The sequence below is a fragment of the Salmonella sp. NW722 genome (assembly GCF_051702785.1).
GTDB classification, from domain to species: domain Bacteria; phylum Pseudomonadota; class Gammaproteobacteria; order Enterobacterales; family Enterobacteriaceae; genus Salmonella; species Salmonella enterica.
The window spans coordinates 132,337-152,692 of the sequence record NZ_JAMMIN010000007.1 but is presented as its reverse complement, the minus strand read 5'-3'; the positions used below and the strand labels follow the sequence as shown (position 1 = coordinate 152,692).

Annotated in this window: 12 protein-coding genes; all 12 read right to left on the bottom strand. The window is 57.9% G+C overall.

The annotated features are described in order from the left end of the window. A partial coding sequence (locus NA330_RS18215; protein ID WP_438796415.1) for an autotransporter-associated beta strand repeat-containing protein occupies positions 1-6,044 on the bottom strand: 6,044 nt, incomplete at its 3' end. 608 nt (positions 6,045-6,652) lie between these two features. Further along, positions 6,653-8,110: an NADH-quinone oxidoreductase subunit NuoN gene (nuoN, locus tag NA330_RS18210; protein ID WP_000156667.1), complete on the bottom strand. Its 1,458-nt coding sequence runs from the start codon at positions 8,108-8,110 to the stop codon at positions 6,653-6,655. Between the two features lie 6 nt (positions 8,111-8,116). Continuing rightward, entirely contained in the window at positions 8,117-9,646 is a 1,530-nt protein-coding gene (nuoM, locus tag NA330_RS18205; RefSeq protein ID WP_023241871.1) for an NADH-quinone oxidoreductase subunit M, read from the bottom strand. Positions 9,647-9,722: 76 nt separating this feature from the next. Continuing rightward, the gene (nuoL, locus tag NA330_RS18200) at positions 9,723-11,564 is read right to left on the bottom strand and encodes an NADH-quinone oxidoreductase subunit L (RefSeq protein ID WP_001056582.1); all 1,842 of its coding nucleotides are present in this window, start codon (positions 11,562-11,564) and stop codon (positions 9,723-9,725) included. Next, positions 11,561-11,863 carry an NADH-quinone oxidoreductase subunit NuoK gene (gene nuoK, locus NA330_RS18195; RefSeq protein ID WP_000612687.1) on the bottom strand — a complete coding sequence of 101 codons (303 nt, stop codon included), beginning with the start codon at positions 11,861-11,863 and terminating at the stop codon, positions 11,561-11,563. Before nuoK ends, nuoL begins: the two co-directional genes overlap by 4 nt. Then, positions 11,860-12,414, bottom strand: a complete 555-nt coding sequence (nuoJ, locus tag NA330_RS18190) for an NADH-quinone oxidoreductase subunit J (RefSeq protein ID WP_000393522.1) — start codon at positions 12,412-12,414, stop codon at positions 11,860-11,862. The genes nuoK and nuoJ overlap by 4 nt, the downstream gene beginning before the upstream one ends. Before the next feature lie 10 nt (positions 12,415-12,424). After that, positions 12,425-12,967 carry an NADH-quinone oxidoreductase subunit NuoI gene (gene nuoI, locus NA330_RS18185; RefSeq protein WP_000172747.1) on the bottom strand — a complete coding sequence of 181 codons (543 nt, stop codon included), beginning with the start codon at positions 12,965-12,967 and terminating at the stop codon, positions 12,425-12,427. A gap of 14 nt (positions 12,968-12,981) precedes the next feature. Continuing rightward, positions 12,982-13,959, bottom strand: coding sequence for an NADH-quinone oxidoreductase subunit NuoH (gene nuoH, locus NA330_RS18180; RefSeq protein WP_000118515.1), 978 nt, complete (start codon positions 13,957-13,959; stop codon positions 12,982-12,984). After that, entirely contained in the window at positions 13,956-16,682 is a 2,727-nt protein-coding gene (gene nuoG, locus NA330_RS18175) for an NADH-quinone oxidoreductase subunit NuoG (RefSeq protein ID WP_001528469.1), read from the bottom strand. Before nuoG ends, nuoH begins: the two co-directional genes overlap by 4 nt. 30 nt (positions 16,683-16,712) lie before the next feature. Continuing rightward, positions 16,713-18,050 carry an NADH-quinone oxidoreductase subunit NuoF gene (gene nuoF, locus NA330_RS18170; protein ID WP_000800048.1) on the bottom strand — a complete coding sequence of 446 codons (1,338 nt, stop codon included), beginning with the start codon at positions 18,048-18,050 and terminating at the stop codon, positions 16,713-16,715. Further along, positions 18,047-18,547: an NADH-quinone oxidoreductase subunit NuoE gene (gene nuoE, locus NA330_RS18165; protein WP_000545038.1), complete on the bottom strand. Its 501-nt coding sequence runs from the start codon at positions 18,545-18,547 to the stop codon at positions 18,047-18,049. The genes nuoF and nuoE overlap by 4 nt, the downstream gene beginning before the upstream one ends. A 2-nt stretch (positions 18,548-18,549) precedes the next feature. Further along, complete coding sequence (gene nuoC / locus NA330_RS18160) at positions 18,550-20,352, bottom strand: NADH-quinone oxidoreductase subunit C/D (RefSeq protein ID WP_000247855.1); 1,803 nt, start codon at positions 20,350-20,352, stop codon at positions 18,550-18,552. Positions 20,353-20,356 lie beyond the last annotated feature (4 nt).

Genomic DNA, 20,356 nt, shown 5'->3' with positions numbered 1-20,356 from the left:
TTGGTGACGTCGCCGCTGCCCAGCGCCTCAACGCTAGTGGCAACCAGCGTGCCGTCGTTGATGGTGGTGCCGCCGGTGTAAGTATTGCTGCCGGAAAACGTGAGCGTGTCGTCGCCGGATTTCACCACTTGCCCGTTGCCGCTGATGTTGTTGGTAAAGTCACCGCCGGTGTTCAGCTCCAGCGTGGCGTTGTTGGTAACATCGCCGGTGCCCAGCGCCTCAACGTTAGTGGCAACCAGCGTGCCGCCGCTAATGGTGGTGCCACCGGTGTAAGAATTGGTGCCGGAAAGCGTGAGCGTCTCGTCGCCGGATTTCACCACGCTGCCCGTACCGCCAATGTTGTTGGCGAAGTCACCGCCGGTATTCAGCGCCAGCACGGCGTCGTTGGTGACGTCGCCGCTGCCCAGCGCCTCAACGCTAGTGGCAACCAGCGTGCCGTCGTTGATGGTGGTGCCGCCGGTATAAGTATTGCTGCCGGAGAGGGTGAGCGTCTCGTCGCCGGATTTCACCACTTGCCCGCTGCCGCTGATGTTGTTGGTAAAGTCACCGCCGGTGTTCAGTTCCAGCGTGGCGTTGTTGGTGACGTCGCCAGTCCCCAGCGACTCAACGTTGCTGGCGACCAGCGTGCCGTCGCTGATGAGCGTGCCGCCGCTGTAGCTGTTGGCGCCGGAAAGCGTGAGCATCTTGTCGCCGGATTTGACCACCTGACCGCTGCCGCTGATGGCGTTGTCGAACGTGCCGCCGGTGTTCAACTCCAGAGTGGCGTTGTCAGTGACGTCGCCGGTACCCAGCGCATCAACGCTAGTGGCAACCAGCGTGCCGTCGTTGATGGTGGTGCCGCCGGTGTAAGTATTGGCGCCGGAGAGCGTGAGCGCGTCGTCGCCGGATTTCACCACCTGGCCGCTGCCGCTAATGACGTTGTCGAACGTGCCGCCGGTGTTCAGTTCCAGCACGGCGTCGTTAGTGACGTCGCCGCTGCCCAGCGCCTCAACGTTGCTGGCAACCAGCGTGCCGCCGCTGATAAGGGTACCGCCGGTATAAGTATTGCTGCCGGAAAGCGTGAGCGTCTCGTCGCCGGATTTCACCACCTGCCCGCTGCCGCTGATGGCGTTGTCAAAATCGCCGCCAGTGTTCAGTTCCAGCACGGCGTCGTCGGTGACGTCGCCAGTCCCCAGCGCCTCAACGTTGCTGGCGACCAGCGTGCCGTCGCTGATGAGCGTGCCGCCGCTGTAGCTGTTGGCGCCTGAGAGCGTCAGCGCGCCGTCGCCGGATTTGACCACCTGGCCGCTGCCGCTGATGGCGTTGTCGAACGTGCCGCCGGTGTTCAGCTCCAGCGTGGCGTCGTCGGTGACGTCGCCGCTGCCCAGCGCGTCAACGTTAGTGGCGACCAGCGTGCCGCCGCTGATGGTGGTGCCGCCGGTATAGGTGTTTTCCGCATTCAGGATCAGCGTGCCTGCGCCCTGTTTGATCAGCGATGTGCCGTCCCAGCCGGTGGCGCTGGCGGGATCGAGCGTGGCGTCAACGTTTTCCAGCACCGTGTTGACCGCAAAACTGCCGTCGGCATTGGTCAGGTTAAACGTGCCGTGGGCGTCGGTGACGGCGTCGTCGCGGTCGGCATACCATGTCAGGGCGGTGGTCAGTTCGTACTGCTTGCCCGTGTCATCAATGCGGCCATCGACGGTGATAAAGTCGGCCAGATCGGCGTCCATTCCGGCGACGGTAAGCTTTTCGAAATCGCCCGCAATGGTTTTGTCTGACGCGATCAGGGTGAAGGTATCCAGATCGTCCGTGCTGGCGGGATCGCTGTCCAGCACATCGCCGACGCCGGTGATGTCCAGCGTACCGGCCAGCGAGACCTGAGAAGCAGCGTGGATAACAGGATCGACGGTGTTGCTGTTCAGGTTGATGGTCAGCGTGCTATCGCTTTTTTGAGTCAGCGTGGTCGCCTGTAGCGTGCTGCCTGCGCCGATTTCGGTGTTGCCGCCGCTTTCGGTGGTGAGATCCGTTACCGTTAACTGGCCGCTGGCGTCCAGCAACAGGCTGGCGCGGTTGTCGATAGCGCCCGTACCCAGCGCGTTGACGTGAGTGGCAATCAGCGTGCCGCCGCTGATGGTGGTAGCGCCGCTGTAGCTGTTGGCGCCTGAGAGCGTGAGCGTCTTGTCGCCGGATTTGACTACCTGGCCGCTGCCGCTGATGGCGTTGTCAAAATCGCCGCCGGTGTTCAGCTCCAGCGTGGCGTTATCGGTGACGTCGCCGGTACCCAGCGCCTCAACGTTGTTGGCGACCAGCGTGCCGCCGCTGATGGTGGTGCCGCCGGTGTAAGAATTGGTTCCGGAGAGCGTGAGCGTCTTGTCGCCGGATTTCACCACGCTGCCCGTACCGCCGATGTTGTTGGCGAAGTCACCGCCGGTGTTCAGTTCCAGCGTGGCGTTGTCGGTAACGTCGCCGCTGCCCAACGCCTCAACGTTGCTGGCGACCAGCGTGCCGCCGCTGATGGTGGTGCCGCCGGTATAAGAATTGGCGCCGGAGAGTGTGAGCGTTTTATCGCCGGATTTCACCACGCTGCCCGTACCGCCGATATTGTTGGCGAAGTCACCGCCGGTATTCATCTCCAGCGTGGCGTTATCGGTGATGTCGCCAGTGCCCAGCGCCTCAACGTTGCTGGCGACCAGCGTACCGCCGCTGATGGTGGTGCCGCCGGTGTAAGAATTGGCACCGGAGAGCGTGAGCGTCTCGTCGCCGGATTTCACCACCTGGCCGCTGCCGCTGATGGCGTTGTCAAAATCGCCGCCGGTGTTCAGCTCCAGCGTGGCGTTGTCGGTGACGTTGCCGGTCCCCAGCGCCTCAACGTTGGTGGCGACCAGCGTGCCGTCGCTGATGGTGGTGCCGCCGGTATAGGTGTTTTCCGCATTCAGGATCAGCGTGCCTGCGCCGGTTTTGGTAAGCGACTGGCCGTTCCAGCCGCTGTTGGCGTCAACATTTTCCAGCACCGTGTTGACCGTAAAGCTGTCGTCGGCATCCGCCAGGTTGAAGGTGCCGTGGGCGTCGATGGCGGCGTTGTAGCGATCGGCATACCACGTCAACGTCTCGACCAGATCATAGTGTGTGTCATTGACGTTTTTCTGCCCCACGACGGTAATGAACGCGTCCGGGTTCATGGCGTTGCCGTTGATAGTGATGCCGTCAAAGTCGCCGCTAATGGCGTTGTCCGATTCGATAAGCGCCAGGGAGATCAGATCGTCGGTGCTGCGTATCGGCTCCTGGCTGGCGGGCGAGGCGACATTCAGCGTGCCGTCCAGATTAACGTTTTTTGCGCGGATGGCGGGGCCGCTGGTCGCCGTCAAATCGGCCGTCAGCGTGCTGCCGTCCTGCTGGGTCAGGGTATTGGCCTGTAGCGTGCTGCCCGCGCCGATTTCAACGGTGGCGCCGCTGTGGGTGGTGAGATCCGCCACGATAAAGGGATCGCTGGCGCTTGCCGCTTCCAGTTTGAGGTAAGCGCGGTTGTCGATATTGCCGCTGCCCAGCGCGCCGCCAGCGGTGGCGGTCAGCGTTCCCTCTGCAATGGTGGTGCCGCCGCTGTAGCTGTTGTTGTTACTGAGCGTCAGCTCGCCGCCGCCCTGTTTTATCACGTTGCCGCTGCCGCTGATGACGCTGCCGTAGGCGGCAGCATCGCTGCGGTTAAACGTCAGCGTGCCATTGTCAACGATGTCGCCGTTAAACGCGCCCAGCGTGCCGCTGTTGCCAATCTGTAGCGTCGTGCCGCTATCGACGGTCGCGCCTTTGGCGGTCATCGCGCCGTTCAGTATCAGCGTGCCGGATTTTACCCAAAGCGCGCTGTTGGTTGTTCCCGAGAGGTTCATCGTCGCGCCCGACAGCGTCCAGTCACCGCTGCTGGTCACGCTGTTCAGGCCGCTGATGCTGCTGCCCAGCGTACCCTCTCCGTCCAGAATCAGATTATTGTTGGCGCTGGCGCTATTGTTGCCGTCGGTAATGCTGCCGGACATCTCCGTACCGGTATTGAGGGTGAGGGTGTTGTTCTTGCTGCCGCTATTGATGAGAACGGCGTTGGTTCCGCCGGTTATTTTCCCCTGATTGGTCAGAGTGTTGCCGGAGCCGCTAATGGTTACGCCATTGGTGTCGCCGGAGATTGCGCCCGCATTGGCGAGCTTATTATTGTTGCCGTGGAACTGAACGGCGGTATTTGCCGAGATGGAGCCGCCAGCCAGGTTATTGAGCGTGTGGCCCGTGGTGACGTAGACGCCGAATACCGAGGAGTCCATCGTGCCGCTGTTGTTAATCGTGACGGCGCCGCCGTGGGCATAGACGCTCGCGTCCCCGGCGCCTTTACCCGTTGTGGTAATGGTGCCGGTGTTGGTGATAGTGCCGCTGGCGCCGCTATTGTACTGGATGCCGTAAGACATATTGGAGCCGGTCGCCGTGATGCTGCCGCCATTGGTGACGTTGTTGGCGCCGCTGTTAATCAGGATGCCGTTGTCTTTGGCGACGATAGCGCTTCCGCTTTCGGTCGTTATCTGGTTATTGCCGCCAGCGATACTGATGCCGGTGCTGGTGGTGGTGATCTTACTTCCACTTTTGGCCGTGATCTGGTTGCCGCTGCCTTTACTGACGCGGATACCATTTTTGCCTGAAATTTCACCGCCTGAGGTGATGACGATATTATTATTGCCGCTGATAAGGAGGCCGTCGCTTACGCCGGTCATCTTCCCCTGGTTGGTGATGGTATTGCCGTTGCCATTAATCGCCACCGCCGTGTTGGCCGAAATTGCGCCCCCGGCCTGGTTATTGAGCGTATGGCCTTTGGAACGTGCCGAGTCGAGATAGACGCCATAGACGGTGGAACTCATGGTTCCGCTGTTGTTGACGACGGTGCCGTCGCCGTTGCCGTGGACATAGACGCTGGCGTCTCCCGCGCCGCCGCCCGTGGTGGTAATGGAGCCGGTATTGGTGATAACGCCGCCGGAGGTACTTTCGCCATAATGGATGCCGTAAGTATTGGCGGTGCCATACGCGGAAATCGTGCCGTCATTGGTGACGAGGTTGTCGACGCCCACTTTAAGTTCCATGGCGGTGGACTTGATGCCGACGAGGCTGCTGTTTCCCGCCGTGATCACCCCGCCGACACGGTTGACCACTTCAAAATGAGAACCGTGATAGAGCGCAACGGTAATAAAATCAGACTGCATAAGGCCGCTATTATCAACAGAAACAGAACCACTCACCGCCATATCATTCAGGGTGTGGACATAAATCGCCGCATCCTCGATCTTGTTTGAACCATCGCTGGCCGTGGTGATAATGGTGCCGGTATTGACAATCGTACCGTAAGTACCGTCGCGAAACTCGACGCCATAAGAGCGCCAGGAGCCATCGGAGCTAATCATCCCGCCGTTGGTGATGTGGGCCTCGCCGCTCTGGACTATCACCCCGGAAACGCCCTCCAGCACCCCGCTTTCGCTGCTGACGTAACTGCCGCCATTGAGCATATAAACGCCGGCATATTCCTGGGGGATATCCTCAGGATCATGCTCATACGTTGCGTTGTTTTCGATCCGGGCATCGTTGATCACGCTGCCGCCGTTTTGAAGCATTATCGTTCCATCTTCGTTGGAACCGGTGATCGTCCCCTGGTTATGTACGCTGGTGGCGCCCGTTGACGAATCCAGGTTCATCGCCTGGCTGTCGGTCAGGCTGCTCCCCACGACAGCGCCGCTTTCAATCAGCAGATCCCAGTCGTTGCTGTTATCGCCGACGATGGCGGCGCTGGCCGCTGTGTCGGTGGCGATGGTATTGTCCGTTTCCACGACGAACGGCGTAGCGCCTGACAGGGTGTAGGTGGTGGTCTGGGAGGGAATGGAAACTCGCGTTTCCTCTGCGACGGCGGGGGCAGCATCCATCGCCAGCAGAGTTACCGCGCACGAGGCGCTGACGCTGACGATAGCGCGGCTACCGCGGCGCGCCAGTTCGGAGGTGACAATATACATGCCGCGGGCGGCGTTCCATATAATATTGTAGGTTTTGTTCACTTACTATGTCCTTATTTTCTTTTTGTCCTTTTTGTTTACCTCCGTGGAGCAGCACAAAACCCGGCTATATCGGAGTAACGTTTACGACATAATAAATCGGAATTTGTCATTTTATTAAAATTTATAAATGAACATTAGCATGACATGGTGTGTAAATAAATTTATTTAACGATTATATGTACTTAGAGGTTGCGGTAATAATTAGTAATTCTACCGTTTGGATTCATGCAAATTAAATAAATCAAAATAACATTACTGCGAATTATATTAACAAAGCTGACTGATTTTGAATTTTATCGCTTAGGTCTATTATTCAGGGGGAATATAGAGGAGATGTGAATATAATAGCGCCTGGCGGCGCTGTCGGATGGCTGACAAAGGAGAATACAACGTTGATGCCGGATGGCGGCTACGCCTTATCCGGCATCTGGTTCTGTGTTCGTTGGAAAAGTGTTGGGTTTCGGCTACGCCTCACCCAACGAGTCCAGGGTCTCTATACGTCACAGGTTTTCATAAGTTGGATGCAACCCAACATTTAGAGGCTCCGGTGTTGCTCATCAGCCTCAACCGCCGATAAATCGGCGGTTATTGACATCATCAACGCGGCATTACATCAGCGGCATCGCCAGTTGCACAAGGCTAATCAGCGGCTGCGGCCAGACGCCCAGTACCAACACCAGCAACGCGGAGATCAGCACCACGATACCGCCTGCGCTGTACTGCCAGTTTGTCGGCGCGTCGCGTCCCGGTTGCTGCGGCGCGTGCAGGTAGAGACTCACCGCAACGCGCAGGTAGTAGTACAAACCAATCGCGGAACCCACTACCACGGCGGCGACCAGCCACCACAAGCTGGCCTGAACGCCGACCGCCAACACGTAGAATTTGCCGATAAAGCCCAGCGTCATCGGGATACCTGCCAGCGACAGCATCATCACCGTCATCACCGCGGCAAGAACCGGACGGTGCCAGAACAGACCACGGTAAGAGTACAGGGAATCGGCATCCGGGCCGCGGAACGGGCTGGACATCAGGCTGACCACGCCAAACGCGCCGAGGCTGCTGAACAGATAACCGGCCAGGTAAACGCCAACCGCTTCCATCGACATCTCGCCGCTCTGCAGGGCAATCAGCGCCACCAGCAGATAGCCGAGGTGAGAGATAGAAGAGTAACCGAGCAGACGTTTGATGTTGGTCTGGCTCAGCGCCATCAGGTTACCAAAGATGATAGAAGCAAAGGCGATAATGCCCAGCACCACGCGTACCGCTTCGCTATCGCCTACCGGCGCATAGAGGAACAGACGCATCACCACGCCGAAGATAGCAATTTTGCTCGCCGTCGCCAGGAAGGTGGAAACCGGCGCAGGCGCGCCCTGATAAACGTCTGGCGTCCACAGGTGGAACGGCACCAGAGAGAGTTTAAAGCCCAGACCGACAATCATCAGGCCAAAGCCCGCCAGCAGCAACGGCTCGTGCAGCATACCATCGCCGAGGCTCTTACCGAGCGCTTCGAAAGACAGGTTGCCGGACTGCGCATAGACCAGCGCCATCCCGAACAGCAGGAAAGACGAGGCGGCAGCGGAGAGGATGGTGTATTTGATACTGGCTTCCAGCGAGCGTTTCTGGCGGAAAGCATAACCAATCAGGCCGAACAGCGGCAGTGAGATCAGTTCAATACCGAGGAACAGCGCCGCCAGATGGTTGGCGTTCGCCAGCAGAATTCCGCCCAGGCTGGCGATTAACACCAGCAGGTAGAACTCTTCCTGGTTATCGTTATAGCCTTCCAGCCACGGGTAGGCAAAGGTACAGGTGGCGAGGCTCGCCAGCAGCACCAGCCCGGTGTAGAGCATCGCAAAGCCGTCAACGCGCATCAGCGGCGTGACGTCCATTGCCCCGGCCTGGCCGACAAACCAAAGCGAAACCAGAGCAGCGTTAAGCCCAATGACCGACAGCGTGGCATTGAGGAAGTGATTGCGTCGCCACGCAATGGAGAGCATCACAACCACCACCGTCAAGCCGACGATCAGCAGCGGTAGCAGCGCAATCAGGTGTTGTGGAGTTATTGTCATGGCGATTTACGGCCTTGTAGTAGTAACGGAATTAACAAACCACTGCTGGATGTTGCTCATCGCAGAATGCGAGGTATCCAGAATCGGCTGCGGATAGAAGCCAAGCAGTACCAGAAGCACCACCAGCAACAGAATGATAAACAGCTCGCGCAGCGACATCCCTGGCAGTTCTACACTGGCAATCTGGCTCTTCGCCTTACCAAAGTAAGCGCGATGCAGCATCGCCAGCGAGTATACAGAGGCGAATACCAGCCCAAAGGTGGAGATCACGGTAATCATCGGCACCACCTGGTAGCTGCCGAACAGAATCATAAATTCGCCGACAAAGTTACCGGTGCCCGGCATCCCGAGCGTCGCCACCGCAAAGAACATAGATAGCGCAGGCAACCACTTCATCTTGCCCCACAGGCCGCCCATCATACGCATGTCACGCGTATGCAGACGTTCGTACAACTGGCCACACAGAATGAACAGACCGGCTGCGGACAAACCGTGCGCAATCATCTGAATCACCGCGCCCTGGTACGCCAGCTGACTGCCGGTGTAGATAGCGATCAGCACGAAGCCCATGTGGGAAACGGAGGTATAAGCAATCAGACGCTTGATGTCGTATTGGGTAAAGGCCATCCACGCGCCGTAGAAAATGCCGATAACGCCAAGCCACATAGCGATCGGCGCAAACTCCGCCGACGCGTTCGGGAACAATGGCAGGGAGAAACGCAGCAGACCGTAAGCGGCGGTTTTCAGCAAGATACCGGCCAGGTCGACGGAACCGGCGGTCGGCGCCTGGGAGTGCGCATCCGGCAGCCAGCCATGCAGCGGCACCACCGGCATTTTCACCGCGAAGGCGATGAAGAAGCCCAGCATCAGCAGATATTCCACACCGTGGGACATCGGCGTGTTCAGCAGCTCTTCATAATTGAAGGTCCACACGCCGGTCGCGTTGTAGTGCACAAAGACCAGCGCCAGGATGGCAATCAACATCACCAGACCACTCGCCTGGGTGTAGATGAAGAACTTGGTCGCCGCCGTGATACGCGTTTTCCCGTCAGAAGCTTTGTGGCCCCACAGCGCTATCAGGAAGTACATCGGCACCAGCATCATTTCCCAGAAGAAGAAGAACAGGAACATGTCGATGGCCAGGAACACGCCGATAACGCCGCCTAAGATCCACATCAGGTTCAGGTGGAAGAAGCCCTGATATTTTTCGATTTCTCGCCAGGAGCAAAGCACCGCCAGAACGCCGAGCAGGCCGGTCAGCACCACCATTAGCAGCGACAGTCCGTCGAGCGCCAGATGGATAGAGATGCCAAAACGCGGGATCCACGGCAGGACAAATTCAGATTGCCACTGCGGAATACCGGCGGATTGCGTCAGTGAGTAGCCGCCCTGCAACCACAATTGCAGACCGAGCGCCAGCGTCAGCCCCATGGTAATCAGCGCTATCCAGCGCGGCACCTTCACGCCAAAGCGTTCGGTCTGCCAGCACAGAAAGCCGCCGATAAAGGGAATCAATATTAGCCAGGGTAGTAACATGGCGATTTTTATTCCTTTTTAAGGCCTCTGACAGAGGCCTGATTTTCAACGAATTTGGATAAAATTCACTTTACGATCAACGCAGTACCATCAACAGCGCCAGCACCACAACCGCGCCGATGCTCATGGATGCCACATACCAGCGCAAATAACCGTTCTCGCTTAGTACCAGGCCTTTGCCTGCAAAACGGGAAAGGATAGCCGGAATGTTCATCAACGCATTAAGCGGGTCGCGCTTCAGCAGCCAGGCGATACCGAGGAATGGCTTGACGAATACTTTGTCGTACAGCCAGTCAAAGCCCCAGGCGTTATACCACCAGGTCCCCAGCAGACGGCCCGGCGCGCTGTTGGCGATCGACGTCACCAGCGTGCGTTTACCCAGCCACAGCCATGCGGCAATCAGGATGCCGGCAATCGCCACTACGCCAGAGGTAATTTCCAGCGTCATGACGCGCCCATGCGCCAGTTCAGTTGTCTGCGGCAGTACCCCCTGCAGCGGCGGCACAATCAGCGCGCCAACAAAGGTAGACAGAATCATCAGGACAATCAGCGGCAGATGGTGGGTAATCCCCTTCCCTGCATGAGCATGAATTTGTTCTTTACCGTGGAATACGATGAAAATCATCCGGAAGGTGTACAGCGAGGTCATGAACGCGCCGACCAGACCCGCCACCATCAGATTGATATGGCCGTTCGCCATCGCGCCAGCCAGGATCTCATCCTTACTGAAGAAGCCAGCAGTGACCAGCGGCAGCGCCGACAGCGCCGCGCCCCCCACCAGGAAGCAGGCATACACCAGTGGAATCGACTTACGCAGACCGCCCATCTTAAAGATGTTCTGTTCGTGATGACAGGCCAGAATCACCGAGCCGGAGGCCAGGAACAGCAGCGCTTTAAAGAAGGCGTGCGTCATCAGATGGAAAATCGCCGCATCCCACGCCTGCACGCCAAGCGCCAGGAACATGTAGCCAATCTGGCTCATGGTGGAATAGGCCAGCACGCGTTTGATGTCGGTCTGCACCAGCGCGGCGAAACCCGCCATGACCAGCGTAATCGCCCCGATAATGCCCACCAGATGCAGAATTTCCGGGGTCATCAGGAACAGACCATGGGTACGAGCGATCAGGTAGACACCGGCGGTGACCATGGTAGCGGCGTGGATCAGCGCGGAGACCGGCGTCGGGCCGGCCATCGCGTCGGCAAGCCAGGTCTGCAACGGTAGCTGCGCAGATTTACCGACCGCGCCGCCCAGCAGCATCAGCGTCGCCCACATCAGCATGTTGTTGCCGTCAGCAAAGTGCGCTGGCGCCAGCTCGACCATTTCGCGGAAGTTCAGCGTGCCCAGTTCGTTGTAGAGGATGAACAGCGCGAAGGCGAGGAACACGTCACCGACACGAGTCACCACGAAGGCTTTCATTGCCGCTGCGCCATTCTTCGGATCGCTGTAATAGAAGCCGATCAACAGATAAGAGCACAGGCCCACGCCTTCCCAGCCGAGGTACATCAACAACAGGTTATCGGACAGCACCAGAACAACCATGCTGGCGATAAACAGGTTGGTATAAGCGAAGAAGCGGGAGTAACCCTCTTCTCCACGCATGTACCAGGACGCGAACATGTGGATCAAGAAGCCGACGCCGGTGACCACAGAGAGCATGGTCAGCGACAGGCCGTCCAGCACCAGGTTAAAACCGATGTTGAAGTTACCGACCGACATCCACGTCCACAGCGGCTGGCTGAACGCCTGTTTGCCGTTGGCGAAGAAATCCATCCCGACAAACGCTGTCACCAACGCCGCCAGACCAACGGAGCCCACGCCAATGGTCGCGGAGAGATTTTCCGACCAGCGTCCGCGAGAGAACGCCAGCAGTACAAAGCCAATCAATGGCAGAATAATGGTTAAGGCAAGCATGTTCATCCACGCATCTCACTTACTGAATCGATGTTCAGGTTCTGGCGACGGCGATGGAGTTGCAGCAACAGCGCAAGTCCAATACTCGCTTCCGCAGCCGCAAGGCTGATGGCGAGAATGTACATCACCTGACCATCGGTCTGGCCCCAGTAGCTCCCGGCGACCACAAAGGCCAGCGCGGAGGCATTAATCATGATTTCCAGCCCGATCAGCATAAACAGCAGATTGCGGCGGATAACCAGACCGGTTAAACCCAGGACGAATAAAATCGCAGCGAGGATCAGTCCGTGTGTTAAGGGGATCATGCGCGCTCCTCCGTTTTTCTTTTCGCGCGGTCATCGGCGCGGTTGCTTAGCACTTCGCCCGCACGCTCTTCACGACCGACGTGGAACGCCACCACCAGGCCTGCCAGCAGCAGCATAGACGCCAGTTCGACCGCCAGAACATAAGGCCCGAACAGCGTGATGCCCACCGCTTTCGCGCTAATCGGCGTGCCGTCGATGCCCTGGTCGTTAACGCCCAGAATGGCGTACACAATGACCGCCAGCATAATGGCCGACAAAACCGCCGGACCAATCCACACCTGCGGCTTCAGCCACTGGCGTTCCTGTTCGATTTCGCTGCCGCCGAGGTTGAGCATCATCACCACGAACACAAACAGCACCATGATGGCGCCTGCGTAGACGATAATTTCCAGCGCACCGGCAAAATAAGCGCCCAGCGAAAAGAACACCCCGGAAATCGCCAGTAGCGATATCACCAGATACAACAGCGCGTGTACCGGATTGGTATGGGTGATCACTCGCAGGGTCGCGAGGATGGCTATCAGGCCACAGATATAAAAAGCGAATTCCATTGCCCTCTCCTTACGGTAACAGGCTCTTGACGTCGATAGGCTTGGCTTCGTTCTCTGCTTCGCCTTTATCTTTGCCGTCGATTGCCATACCCGCCATCCGGTAGAAGTTATATTCCGGGTATTTGCCCGGACCGGAAATCAGCAGATCCTCTTTTTCGTACACCAGATCCTGACGTTTGTATTCGCCCAGTTCGAAGTCCGGGGTCAACTGAATCGCCGTGGTCGGGCACGCTTCTTCGCACAGGCCGCAGAAGATGCAGCGTGAGAAGTTAATGCGGAAAAATTCCGGATACCAGCGGCCATCTTTGGTCTCCGCTTTTTGCAGAGAGATACAGCCTACCGGACAGGCTACCGCACACAGGTTACAGGCAACGCAGCGCTCTTCACCGTCCGGGTCGCGCGTGAGCACGATACGACCACGGTAACGGGGCGGTAAATAGACCGGCTCTTCCGGATACATCCGCGTTTCGCGTTTGGCGAACGCATGCAGGCCGATCATCCAGATACTGCGTACCTGAGTGCCGAAACCTACTAATAATTCTTTTAAGGTCATGGTCTTTGTGTCCCTTATTGCGCCTGCCACAGAATGACAGCCGCCGTTACCAGCAAGTTGATGAGCGTCAGCGGCAGGCAAACTTTCCAGCCGAAGGACATTACCTGGTCATAACGCGGACGCGGTAACGACGCACGAATCAAAATGAACATCATCATGAAGAACGCGGTTTTCAGCGCGAACCAGACGAATGGCGGTAAGAACGGGCCATGCCAGCCACCGAAGAACAACGTTACCATCAGCGCGGAAACGGTGACGATACCGATGTACTCCCCCACGAAGAACAGACCGAATTTCATCCCGGAATATTCGATGTGGTAACCGTCCGCCAGTTCCTGCTCGGCTTCCGGCTGGTCAAACGGGTGACGGTGACAGACCGCTACGCCCGCGATGGCGAAAGTAACAAACCCAAAGAATTGCGGAATCACGTTCCACAGATGCGCCTGGTTATTGACGATATCGGTCATATTAAATGAACCGGCCTGCGCCACTACGCCCATCAGGGAAAGACCAAGAAACACTTCGTAGCTCACCGTCTGGGCAGACGCGCGCATCGCGCCCAGCAGCGAGTATTTGTTGTTACTCGACCAACCGGCGAACAGCACCGCGTAAACTGCCAGACCGGCCATCATCAGGAAGAACAAAATCCCGATGTTTAAATCGGCCACCACCCAGTTAGGGCTAACCGGCACAATGGCGAAGGAGAGCAGCAGCGAAGTAAACGCGATCATCGGCGCCAGGGTAAAGATGACGCGATCCGAGAATTTCGGGATCCAGTCTTCTTTAAAGAACATCTTGATCATATCCGCGACCAGCTGGAGCGAGCCGCCCCAGCCAACGCGGTTTGGTCCATAACGGTTCTGGAACAGACCCAGCAGACGACGTTCGCCAAAGCTCATGAAGGCCCCGCAGGTGACGACCACCAGCAGAATCACCACCGCTTTGAGAATGCTCAGCAGGATCTCAATCAGATCCGGTGTAATCCAACTCATTGTTGCGCCTCCCGCAGATCCTCAAGACGCGCGCCAGCCAGAACCGGCGCGATGCCAGGCATACCCATCGGCAGCCCTACCTGCCCTGCCGCTAACCCTTCAGAGATTTCAACCGGCAGCGTCACCGTATTGCCATCGTAGCTAAAGGAGACGCGCGTCCCGGCATTGACGCCCAACTTCGCGGCATCCGCCGGGTTAAGTTTGATATACGGCTGCGGCATACGGCTCTGGAAGACCGGAGAACGCTGAGACAATTCGTCGCTGCCAAACAGGTGGTAATACGGCGCAATACGCCACTGACCGTCCTGCGCCTGGAAGCTTGCCGGCACGGTAGTGAAATAATCCAGACCGCCCTCAGTCGCTTCAATCAAACGCACGCCCGGATCGCCGTGACGCAGTTTGCCGCCCACTTCATCCTGGAATTTGTTCCACGCCTGCGGGGAGTTCCAGCCCGGCGCCCAGGCGAACGGAATTTCAGATCGCGGGGCAGTCGGTTGGTTATTCCCTTCCATTGAGAAGGCGAACATGGTGTCTTTATCCTGCGGCTGACGTGGTTCATGCACGCTGATATTGGCGCGCATCGCCGTACGACCGCTGTAACGATGCGGTTCGCGCGCCAGCTTCTGCCCACGAATGCGGAAGGTCGCATCCGGCGCGGCGTCCTTAATGCCGGCAAATTGCGGCATGGCGGCAATGACCGCGTCGATCACGTGGTCAAGCTGAGTCCAGTCCACTTCGCGGTTTTCGACGGTGCTGTGCAGCGAATGCAGCCAGCGCCAGCTTTCCAGCATAATCGTCTTGTTATCGTAGTAAGCCGGATCATAAACCTGGAAGAAGCGCTGCGCGCGGCCTTCGTTGTTGATGACCGTACCATCGCTTTCGGCGAAGCTTGCCGCGGAAAGCACCAGATGCGCGTTTTCCATAATCGCCGTGCGCTGATGGTCAACCACCATCACCAGCGGCGCTTTGGCGAGCGCGGCGTTCACGCGCGTAGCGCTTGCATGACGGTGGAGATCGTTTTCCAGCACCACCACCGCGTCCGCGCTGCCGGTTTCCAGCTCGCCCAACGCATCGTCAAGCGAACCGCCGCCCATCATACCCAGCCCCATGCTGTTCACGGAGCGGGCAATCATAGTAATACCGACGTCGGCGCCACGGCCTTTCAGCGCTTTCGCCACGTTGGCGGCCGCCTGAATCACCTCACTGCTACCGGCGTTAGTGCCGGAGATAATCAGCGGTTTTTTCGCGCCGGCCAACGCCTGCACAATGACATCAATTTTGTTTTGTAAGTCGCTGTCGATACCGTCAACCGCAGGCGCTGTATTGTCCAGCGCATGAGCAATCGCAAAGCCCAGGCGCGCCTGATCTTCCACCGGCGCGCGATAGGTCCAGGCGGCGATATCATCCAGACGGGTGCCGTCCACGTTGGTCACGAACAGCGGATGTTTGGCACGCTGGCCGATGTTAAGGATGGCCGCAATCTGCCAGTCGGCTACTTTCTGCGCCGCCGCCATTTCACGCGCTTTACCTTTCACCGCCTGGCGTACCGCCAGCGCAACGCGCGCGCCGGTCTGGGTAACGTCTTCGCCCAATACCAGTACCGCGTCATAAGATTCGATTTCCCGCAGCGCCGGGGTGTAAATTCCGCCTTCACGCAACACTTTCAGCGCCAGTTGCAGACGTTCCTGCTCGCCGCGCGCGATACCGGTGTAGAAGTTTTCCGCACCAACCAGCTCACGCAGCGCAAAGTTGCTCTCAATGCTGGCGCGTGGCGAACCGATACCGATCACTTTCTTCGACTGGCGCAGAATATCCGCCGCGCCCTGCATCGCCTGCTCGGCGTTGAGAGTAATAAAGTCATCGCCGCGGCGCTGAACCGGCTGACGCGGACGGTCTTTCAGGTTCACATAGCCATAGCCGAAACGACCGCGGTCGCAGAGGAAGTAGTGGTTAACGGTACCGTTGTAACGGTTTTCGATACGGCGCAGTTCGCCATAGCGCTCGCCCGGGCTGATGTTACAGCCGATGGAACACTGCTGGCAGATGCTCGGCGCAAACTGCATGTCCCATTTACGGTTGTAACGCTCGGAGTGCGTTTTATCGGTGAAGACGCCGGTCGGGCAAATCTCGACCAGGTTACCGGAGAATTCGCTTTCCAGCGTACCGTCCTCCGGACGCCCGAAGTAGACGTTGTCATGCGCGCCATAGACGCCCAGATCGGTGCCGTCGGCATAATCTTTGTAGTAACGCACACAACGGTAGCAGGCGATACAGCGGTTCATTTCGTGCGAGATGAACGGCCCCAGATCCTGGTTGCGGTGGGTACGTTTGGTGAAACGGTAGCGGCGGAAACTGTGACCCGTCATCACGGTCATATCCTGAAGATGGCAGTTACCGCCCTCTTCACAGACCGGACAGTCGTGCGGGTGGTTAGTCATCAGCCACTCCACCACGCTTTCACGGAACTGTTTCGCTTCTTCGTCGTCAATAGAGATAAAGGTACCGTCGGTGGCTGGCGTCATACAGGACATCACCAGGCGACCACGCGTATCTTCCGCGTTTTGGTATTGCTTCACCGCACACTGGCGGCAAGCACCGACGCTTCCCAGCGCCGGGTGCCAGCAAAAATACGGAATATCAAGGCCGAGGGACAGACATGCCTGTAGCAGGTTGTCCGCGCCGTTGACCTCGTATTCTTTGCCGTCTACATGAATCGTAGCCATTAGCATGCTTCCAAATTAAAAATCGTTAACTCACCAGCGCTCTTTGAGCAGGTTCGGCTGAATACCATTGATTAAATGGGTATTGCTGAACGGCTGCTTGATGCCAGCTTCGAATTCTTCGCGGAAATACTTAATTGCGCTTTGCAGTGGCTCAACCGCGCCCGGCGCATGCGCGCAGAAGGTTTTACCCGGTCCGAGGAAACGACACAGTTGCTCAAGTGTCTCGATATCCCCCGGCTGGCCTTCGCCACGCTCCAGCGCGCGCAGAATTTTCACGCTCCACGGCAGCCCGTCGCGGCATGGCGTACACCAGCCACAGGATTCGCGGGCAAAGAACTCTTCCAGGTTACGCACCAGCGACACCATGCCGATTTCGTGGTCTACCGCCATCGCCAGCGCGGTGCCCAGACGGCTGCCTGCTTTACCGATGCTTTCGAACTCCATCGGCAGGTCAAGATGCGCCTCGGTCAGGAAGTCGGTTCCCGCCCCGCCCGGTTGCCAGGCTTTGAATTTCAGGCCATCGCGCATACCGCCCGCGTAGTCTTCGAGGATCTCGCGCGCGGTGGTGCCGAACGGTAATTCCCACAAGCCCGGATTCTTCACGCGGCCCGAGAAGCCCATCAGCTTGGTACCCGCATCTTTGCTTTTCGAGATGTTCTGGTACCACTCCACGCCGTTGGCGAGGATTGCCGGGACGTTGCACAACGTTTCGACGTTATTCACACAGGTCGGCTTGCCCCATACGCCGGAGGTCGCCGGGAAGGGCGGCTTGGAACGCGGGTTCGCGCGGCGGCCTTCGAGGGAGTTAATCAGCGCCGTTTCTTCACCACAGATGTAACGCCCTGCTCCGGTGTGGACAAACAGTTCAAAGTCGAACCCGGTGCCCATGATATTTTTGCCAAGCAGCCCGGCCTCGGTTGCTTCAGCAATCGCACGGCGCAGATGTACAGCCGCTTCGATATATTCGCCGCGCAGGAAGATGTAACCACGATACGCTTTCAGCGCGAACGCGGAGATCAGCATGCCTTCCACCAGCAGGTGCGGCAGCTGTTCCATCAGCAGACGGTCTTTATAGGTGCCCGGTTCCATTTCATCGGCGTTACACAGCAGGTAACGGATGTTCATGGATTCATCTTTCGGCATCAGGCTCCACTTCAGACCGGTGGAAAAGCCCGCGCCGCCGCGCCCTTTCAGACCGGCGTCTTTTACCTGGCTGACGATTTCATCCGGAGACAGGCCGGTCAGCGCCTTACGCGCGCCTTCGTAGCCGTTTTTGCTACGATATTCATCCAGCCAGACCGGCTGTTTGTCATCGCGCAGACGCCAGGTCAGTGGATGGGTTTCGGGAGTACGGATAACGTTTTTCATTTATACCGCTCCAGTAGTTCAGGAATGGCTTCCGGGGTCAGATGGCTGTGAGTATCCTCATCAATCATCATGTTCGGCCCTTTATCGCAATTCCCCAGGCAGCAGGTCGGCAGCAGCGTAAAGCGACCATCAAAGGTCGTCTGCCCCGGTTTGATGTTGAGATTTTTTTCCAGCGCGGCCTGAATCCCCTGATAGCCGGTGATATGGCACACCACGCTGTCGCAGTAGCGAATCACGTGGCGACCGACCGGCTGACGGAAGATCTGGCTGTAGAATGTGGCGACGCCTTCGACGTCGCTCGCCGGAATACCCAGCACATCGGCAATAGCGTAGATCGCGCCGTCCGGCACCCAGCCACGCTGCTTTTGAACGATTTTCAGCGCTTCAATGGACGCCGCACGCGGGTCTTCGTAGTGGTGCTTCTCGTGCTCTATCGCTTCACGCTCTGCCGCACTCAGCTCAAAAGCCTCGGTTTGTGGTTGTTGATTCTCGTGCATAATTAGCGGTCCACATCTGACATAACAAAATCGATACTACCCAGATAGACAATCAGGTCGGAGACCAGGCTACCGCGGATCGCCGAGGGAATCTGCTGCAGGTGCGCAAAGCTCGGCGTGCGCACGCGGGTACGGTAGCTCATAGTGCTACCGTCGCTGGTCAGGTAGTAACTGTTAATCCCCTTCGTCGCTTCCACCATCTGGAAGGACTCCTGCGCCGGCATCACCGGGCCCCAGGAGACCTGCAGGAAGTGGGTGATCAGGGTTTCGATATGTTGCAGCGTGCGCTCTTTCGGCGGCGGCGTGGTCAGCGGGTGATCCGCTTTGAACGGGCCTTCCGGCATGTTATCGAGGCACTGCTGAAGAATGCGCAGACTCTGGCGCAGCTCTTCCACTTTCAGCATCACGCGGGTATAGCAGTCGGAAACGCCGCCGCCCACCGGCACTTCAAAGTCAAAGTTTTCGTAGCCAGAGTATGGACGCCATTTACGTACGTCGAAGTCGATCCCGGTCGCGCGCAGCCCTGCGCCGGTGGTGCCCCACTCCAGCGCCTCTTTCGCGCCGTAAGCGGCAACGCCCTGCGAACGCCCTTTCAGAATGGTGTTACGCAGCGCGGCTTTCTCGTAAGAGTCCAGACGCTTCGGCATCCACTCAAGGAACTCTCGCAGCAGGCGATCCCAACCGCGCGGCAAGTCGTGCGCGACGCCGCCGATACGGAACCAGGCCGGGTGCATACGGAAACCGGTAATGGCTTCCACCAGGTCATAAATTTTCTGCCGGTCGGTAAAGGCAAAGAAGACCGGCGTCATCGCGCCGACGTCCTGAATAAAGGTCGAGATGTACAGCAGATGACTGTTAATGCGGAACAGTTCGGAGAGCATCACGCGGATGACGTTCACACGATCCGGGACGGTGATCCCTGCCAACTTTTCTACCGCCAGCACGTACGGCATTTCATTGACGCAACCACCGAGGTATTCGATACGGTCGGTATAGGGAATGTAGCTATGCCAGGACTGGCGCTCGCCCATTTTTTCGGCGCCGCGGTGGTGATAGCCGATATCCGGCACGCAGTCGACGATTTCTTCACCGTCAAGTTGCAGGATAATACGAAACGCACCGTGCGCAGACGGGTGGTTCGGGCCGAGGTTGAGGAACATAAAGTCCTCGTTGTCAGTCCCGCGCTTCATCCCCCAGTCTTCCGGCTTAAAGGTCAGCGCTTCCATTTCCAGATCCTGCTTGGCTTTGGTCAGCTCAAACGGGTCGAATTCGGTCGCGCGCGCCGGATAATCTTTACGCAGCGGATGGCCTTCCCAGGTTTGCGGCATCATGATGCGCGTCAGGTGCGGGTGGCCTTCGATATCAATACCAAACATCTCCCAGGTCTCACGCTCGTACCAGTTGGCGTTAGGGAAAAGTTTAGTGAAGGTCGGCACGCGCAGGTCGTTTTCAGACAACGCCACCTTGAGCATGATATCGCGATTACGCTCAATGGAAATCAGGTGGTAGAAAACGGAAAAATCCGCGGCGGGTAACCCGTCACGGTGCGTACGCAGGCGTTCATCCATGCCGTGTAAGTCAAACAGCATGACGTAAGGTTTCGGCAGTTTCTTTAAGAAATCGCCAACCTCCAGTAGTTGTTCACGCTTGACCCAAACAACGGGGATACCGGTGCGGGTCGCCTGAACGGTAAAGGCATCCGGCCCAAAACGGTTGCGCAGTTCGCCGATAACCGGATCATCAAGATGATCGCGGGTACTCCATGCAGCGTCTTGCGCGGTTAAGTCGGTCATATTGTTCACCATTGCA

Bases quoted from the DNA above. Each gene is read 5' to 3' on its own strand.
- nuoK (WP_000612687.1), bottom strand. From the start codon at position 11,863: ATGATCCCCTTAACACACGGACTGATCCTCGCTGCGATTTTATTCGTC.
- nuoH (WP_000118515.1), bottom strand. From the start codon at position 13,959: ATGAGTTGGATTACACCGGATCTGATTGAGATCCTGCTGAGCATTCTC.
- nuoF (WP_000800048.1), bottom strand. From the start codon at position 18,050: ATGAAAAACGTTATCCGTACTCCCGAAACCCATCCACTGACCTGGCGT.
- nuoI (WP_000172747.1), bottom strand. From the start codon at position 12,967: ATGACCTTAAAAGAATTATTAGTAGGTTTCGGCACTCAGGTACGCAGT.
- nuoG (WP_001528469.1), bottom strand. From the start codon at position 16,682: ATGGCTACGATTCATGTAGACGGCAAAGAATACGAGGTCAACGGCGCG.
- nuoJ (WP_000393522.1), bottom strand. From the start codon at position 12,414: ATGGAATTCGCTTTTTATATCTGTGGCCTGATAGCCATCCTCGCGACC.
- nuoC (WP_000247855.1), bottom strand. From the start codon at position 20,352: ATGGTGAACAATATGACCGACTTAACCGCGCAAGACGCTGCATGGAGT.
- nuoN (WP_000156667.1), bottom strand. From the start codon at position 8,110: ATGACAATAACTCCACAACACCTGATTGCGCTGCTACCGCTGCTGATC.
- nuoM (WP_023241871.1), bottom strand. From the start codon at position 9,646: ATGTTACTACCCTGGCTAATATTGATTCCCTTTATCGGCGGCTTTCTG.
- nuoE (WP_000545038.1), bottom strand. From the start codon at position 18,547: ATGCACGAGAATCAACAACCACAAACCGAGGCTTTTGAGCTGAGTGCG.
- nuoL (WP_001056582.1), bottom strand. From the start codon at position 11,564: ATGAACATGCTTGCCTTAACCATTATTCTGCCATTGATTGGCTTTGTA.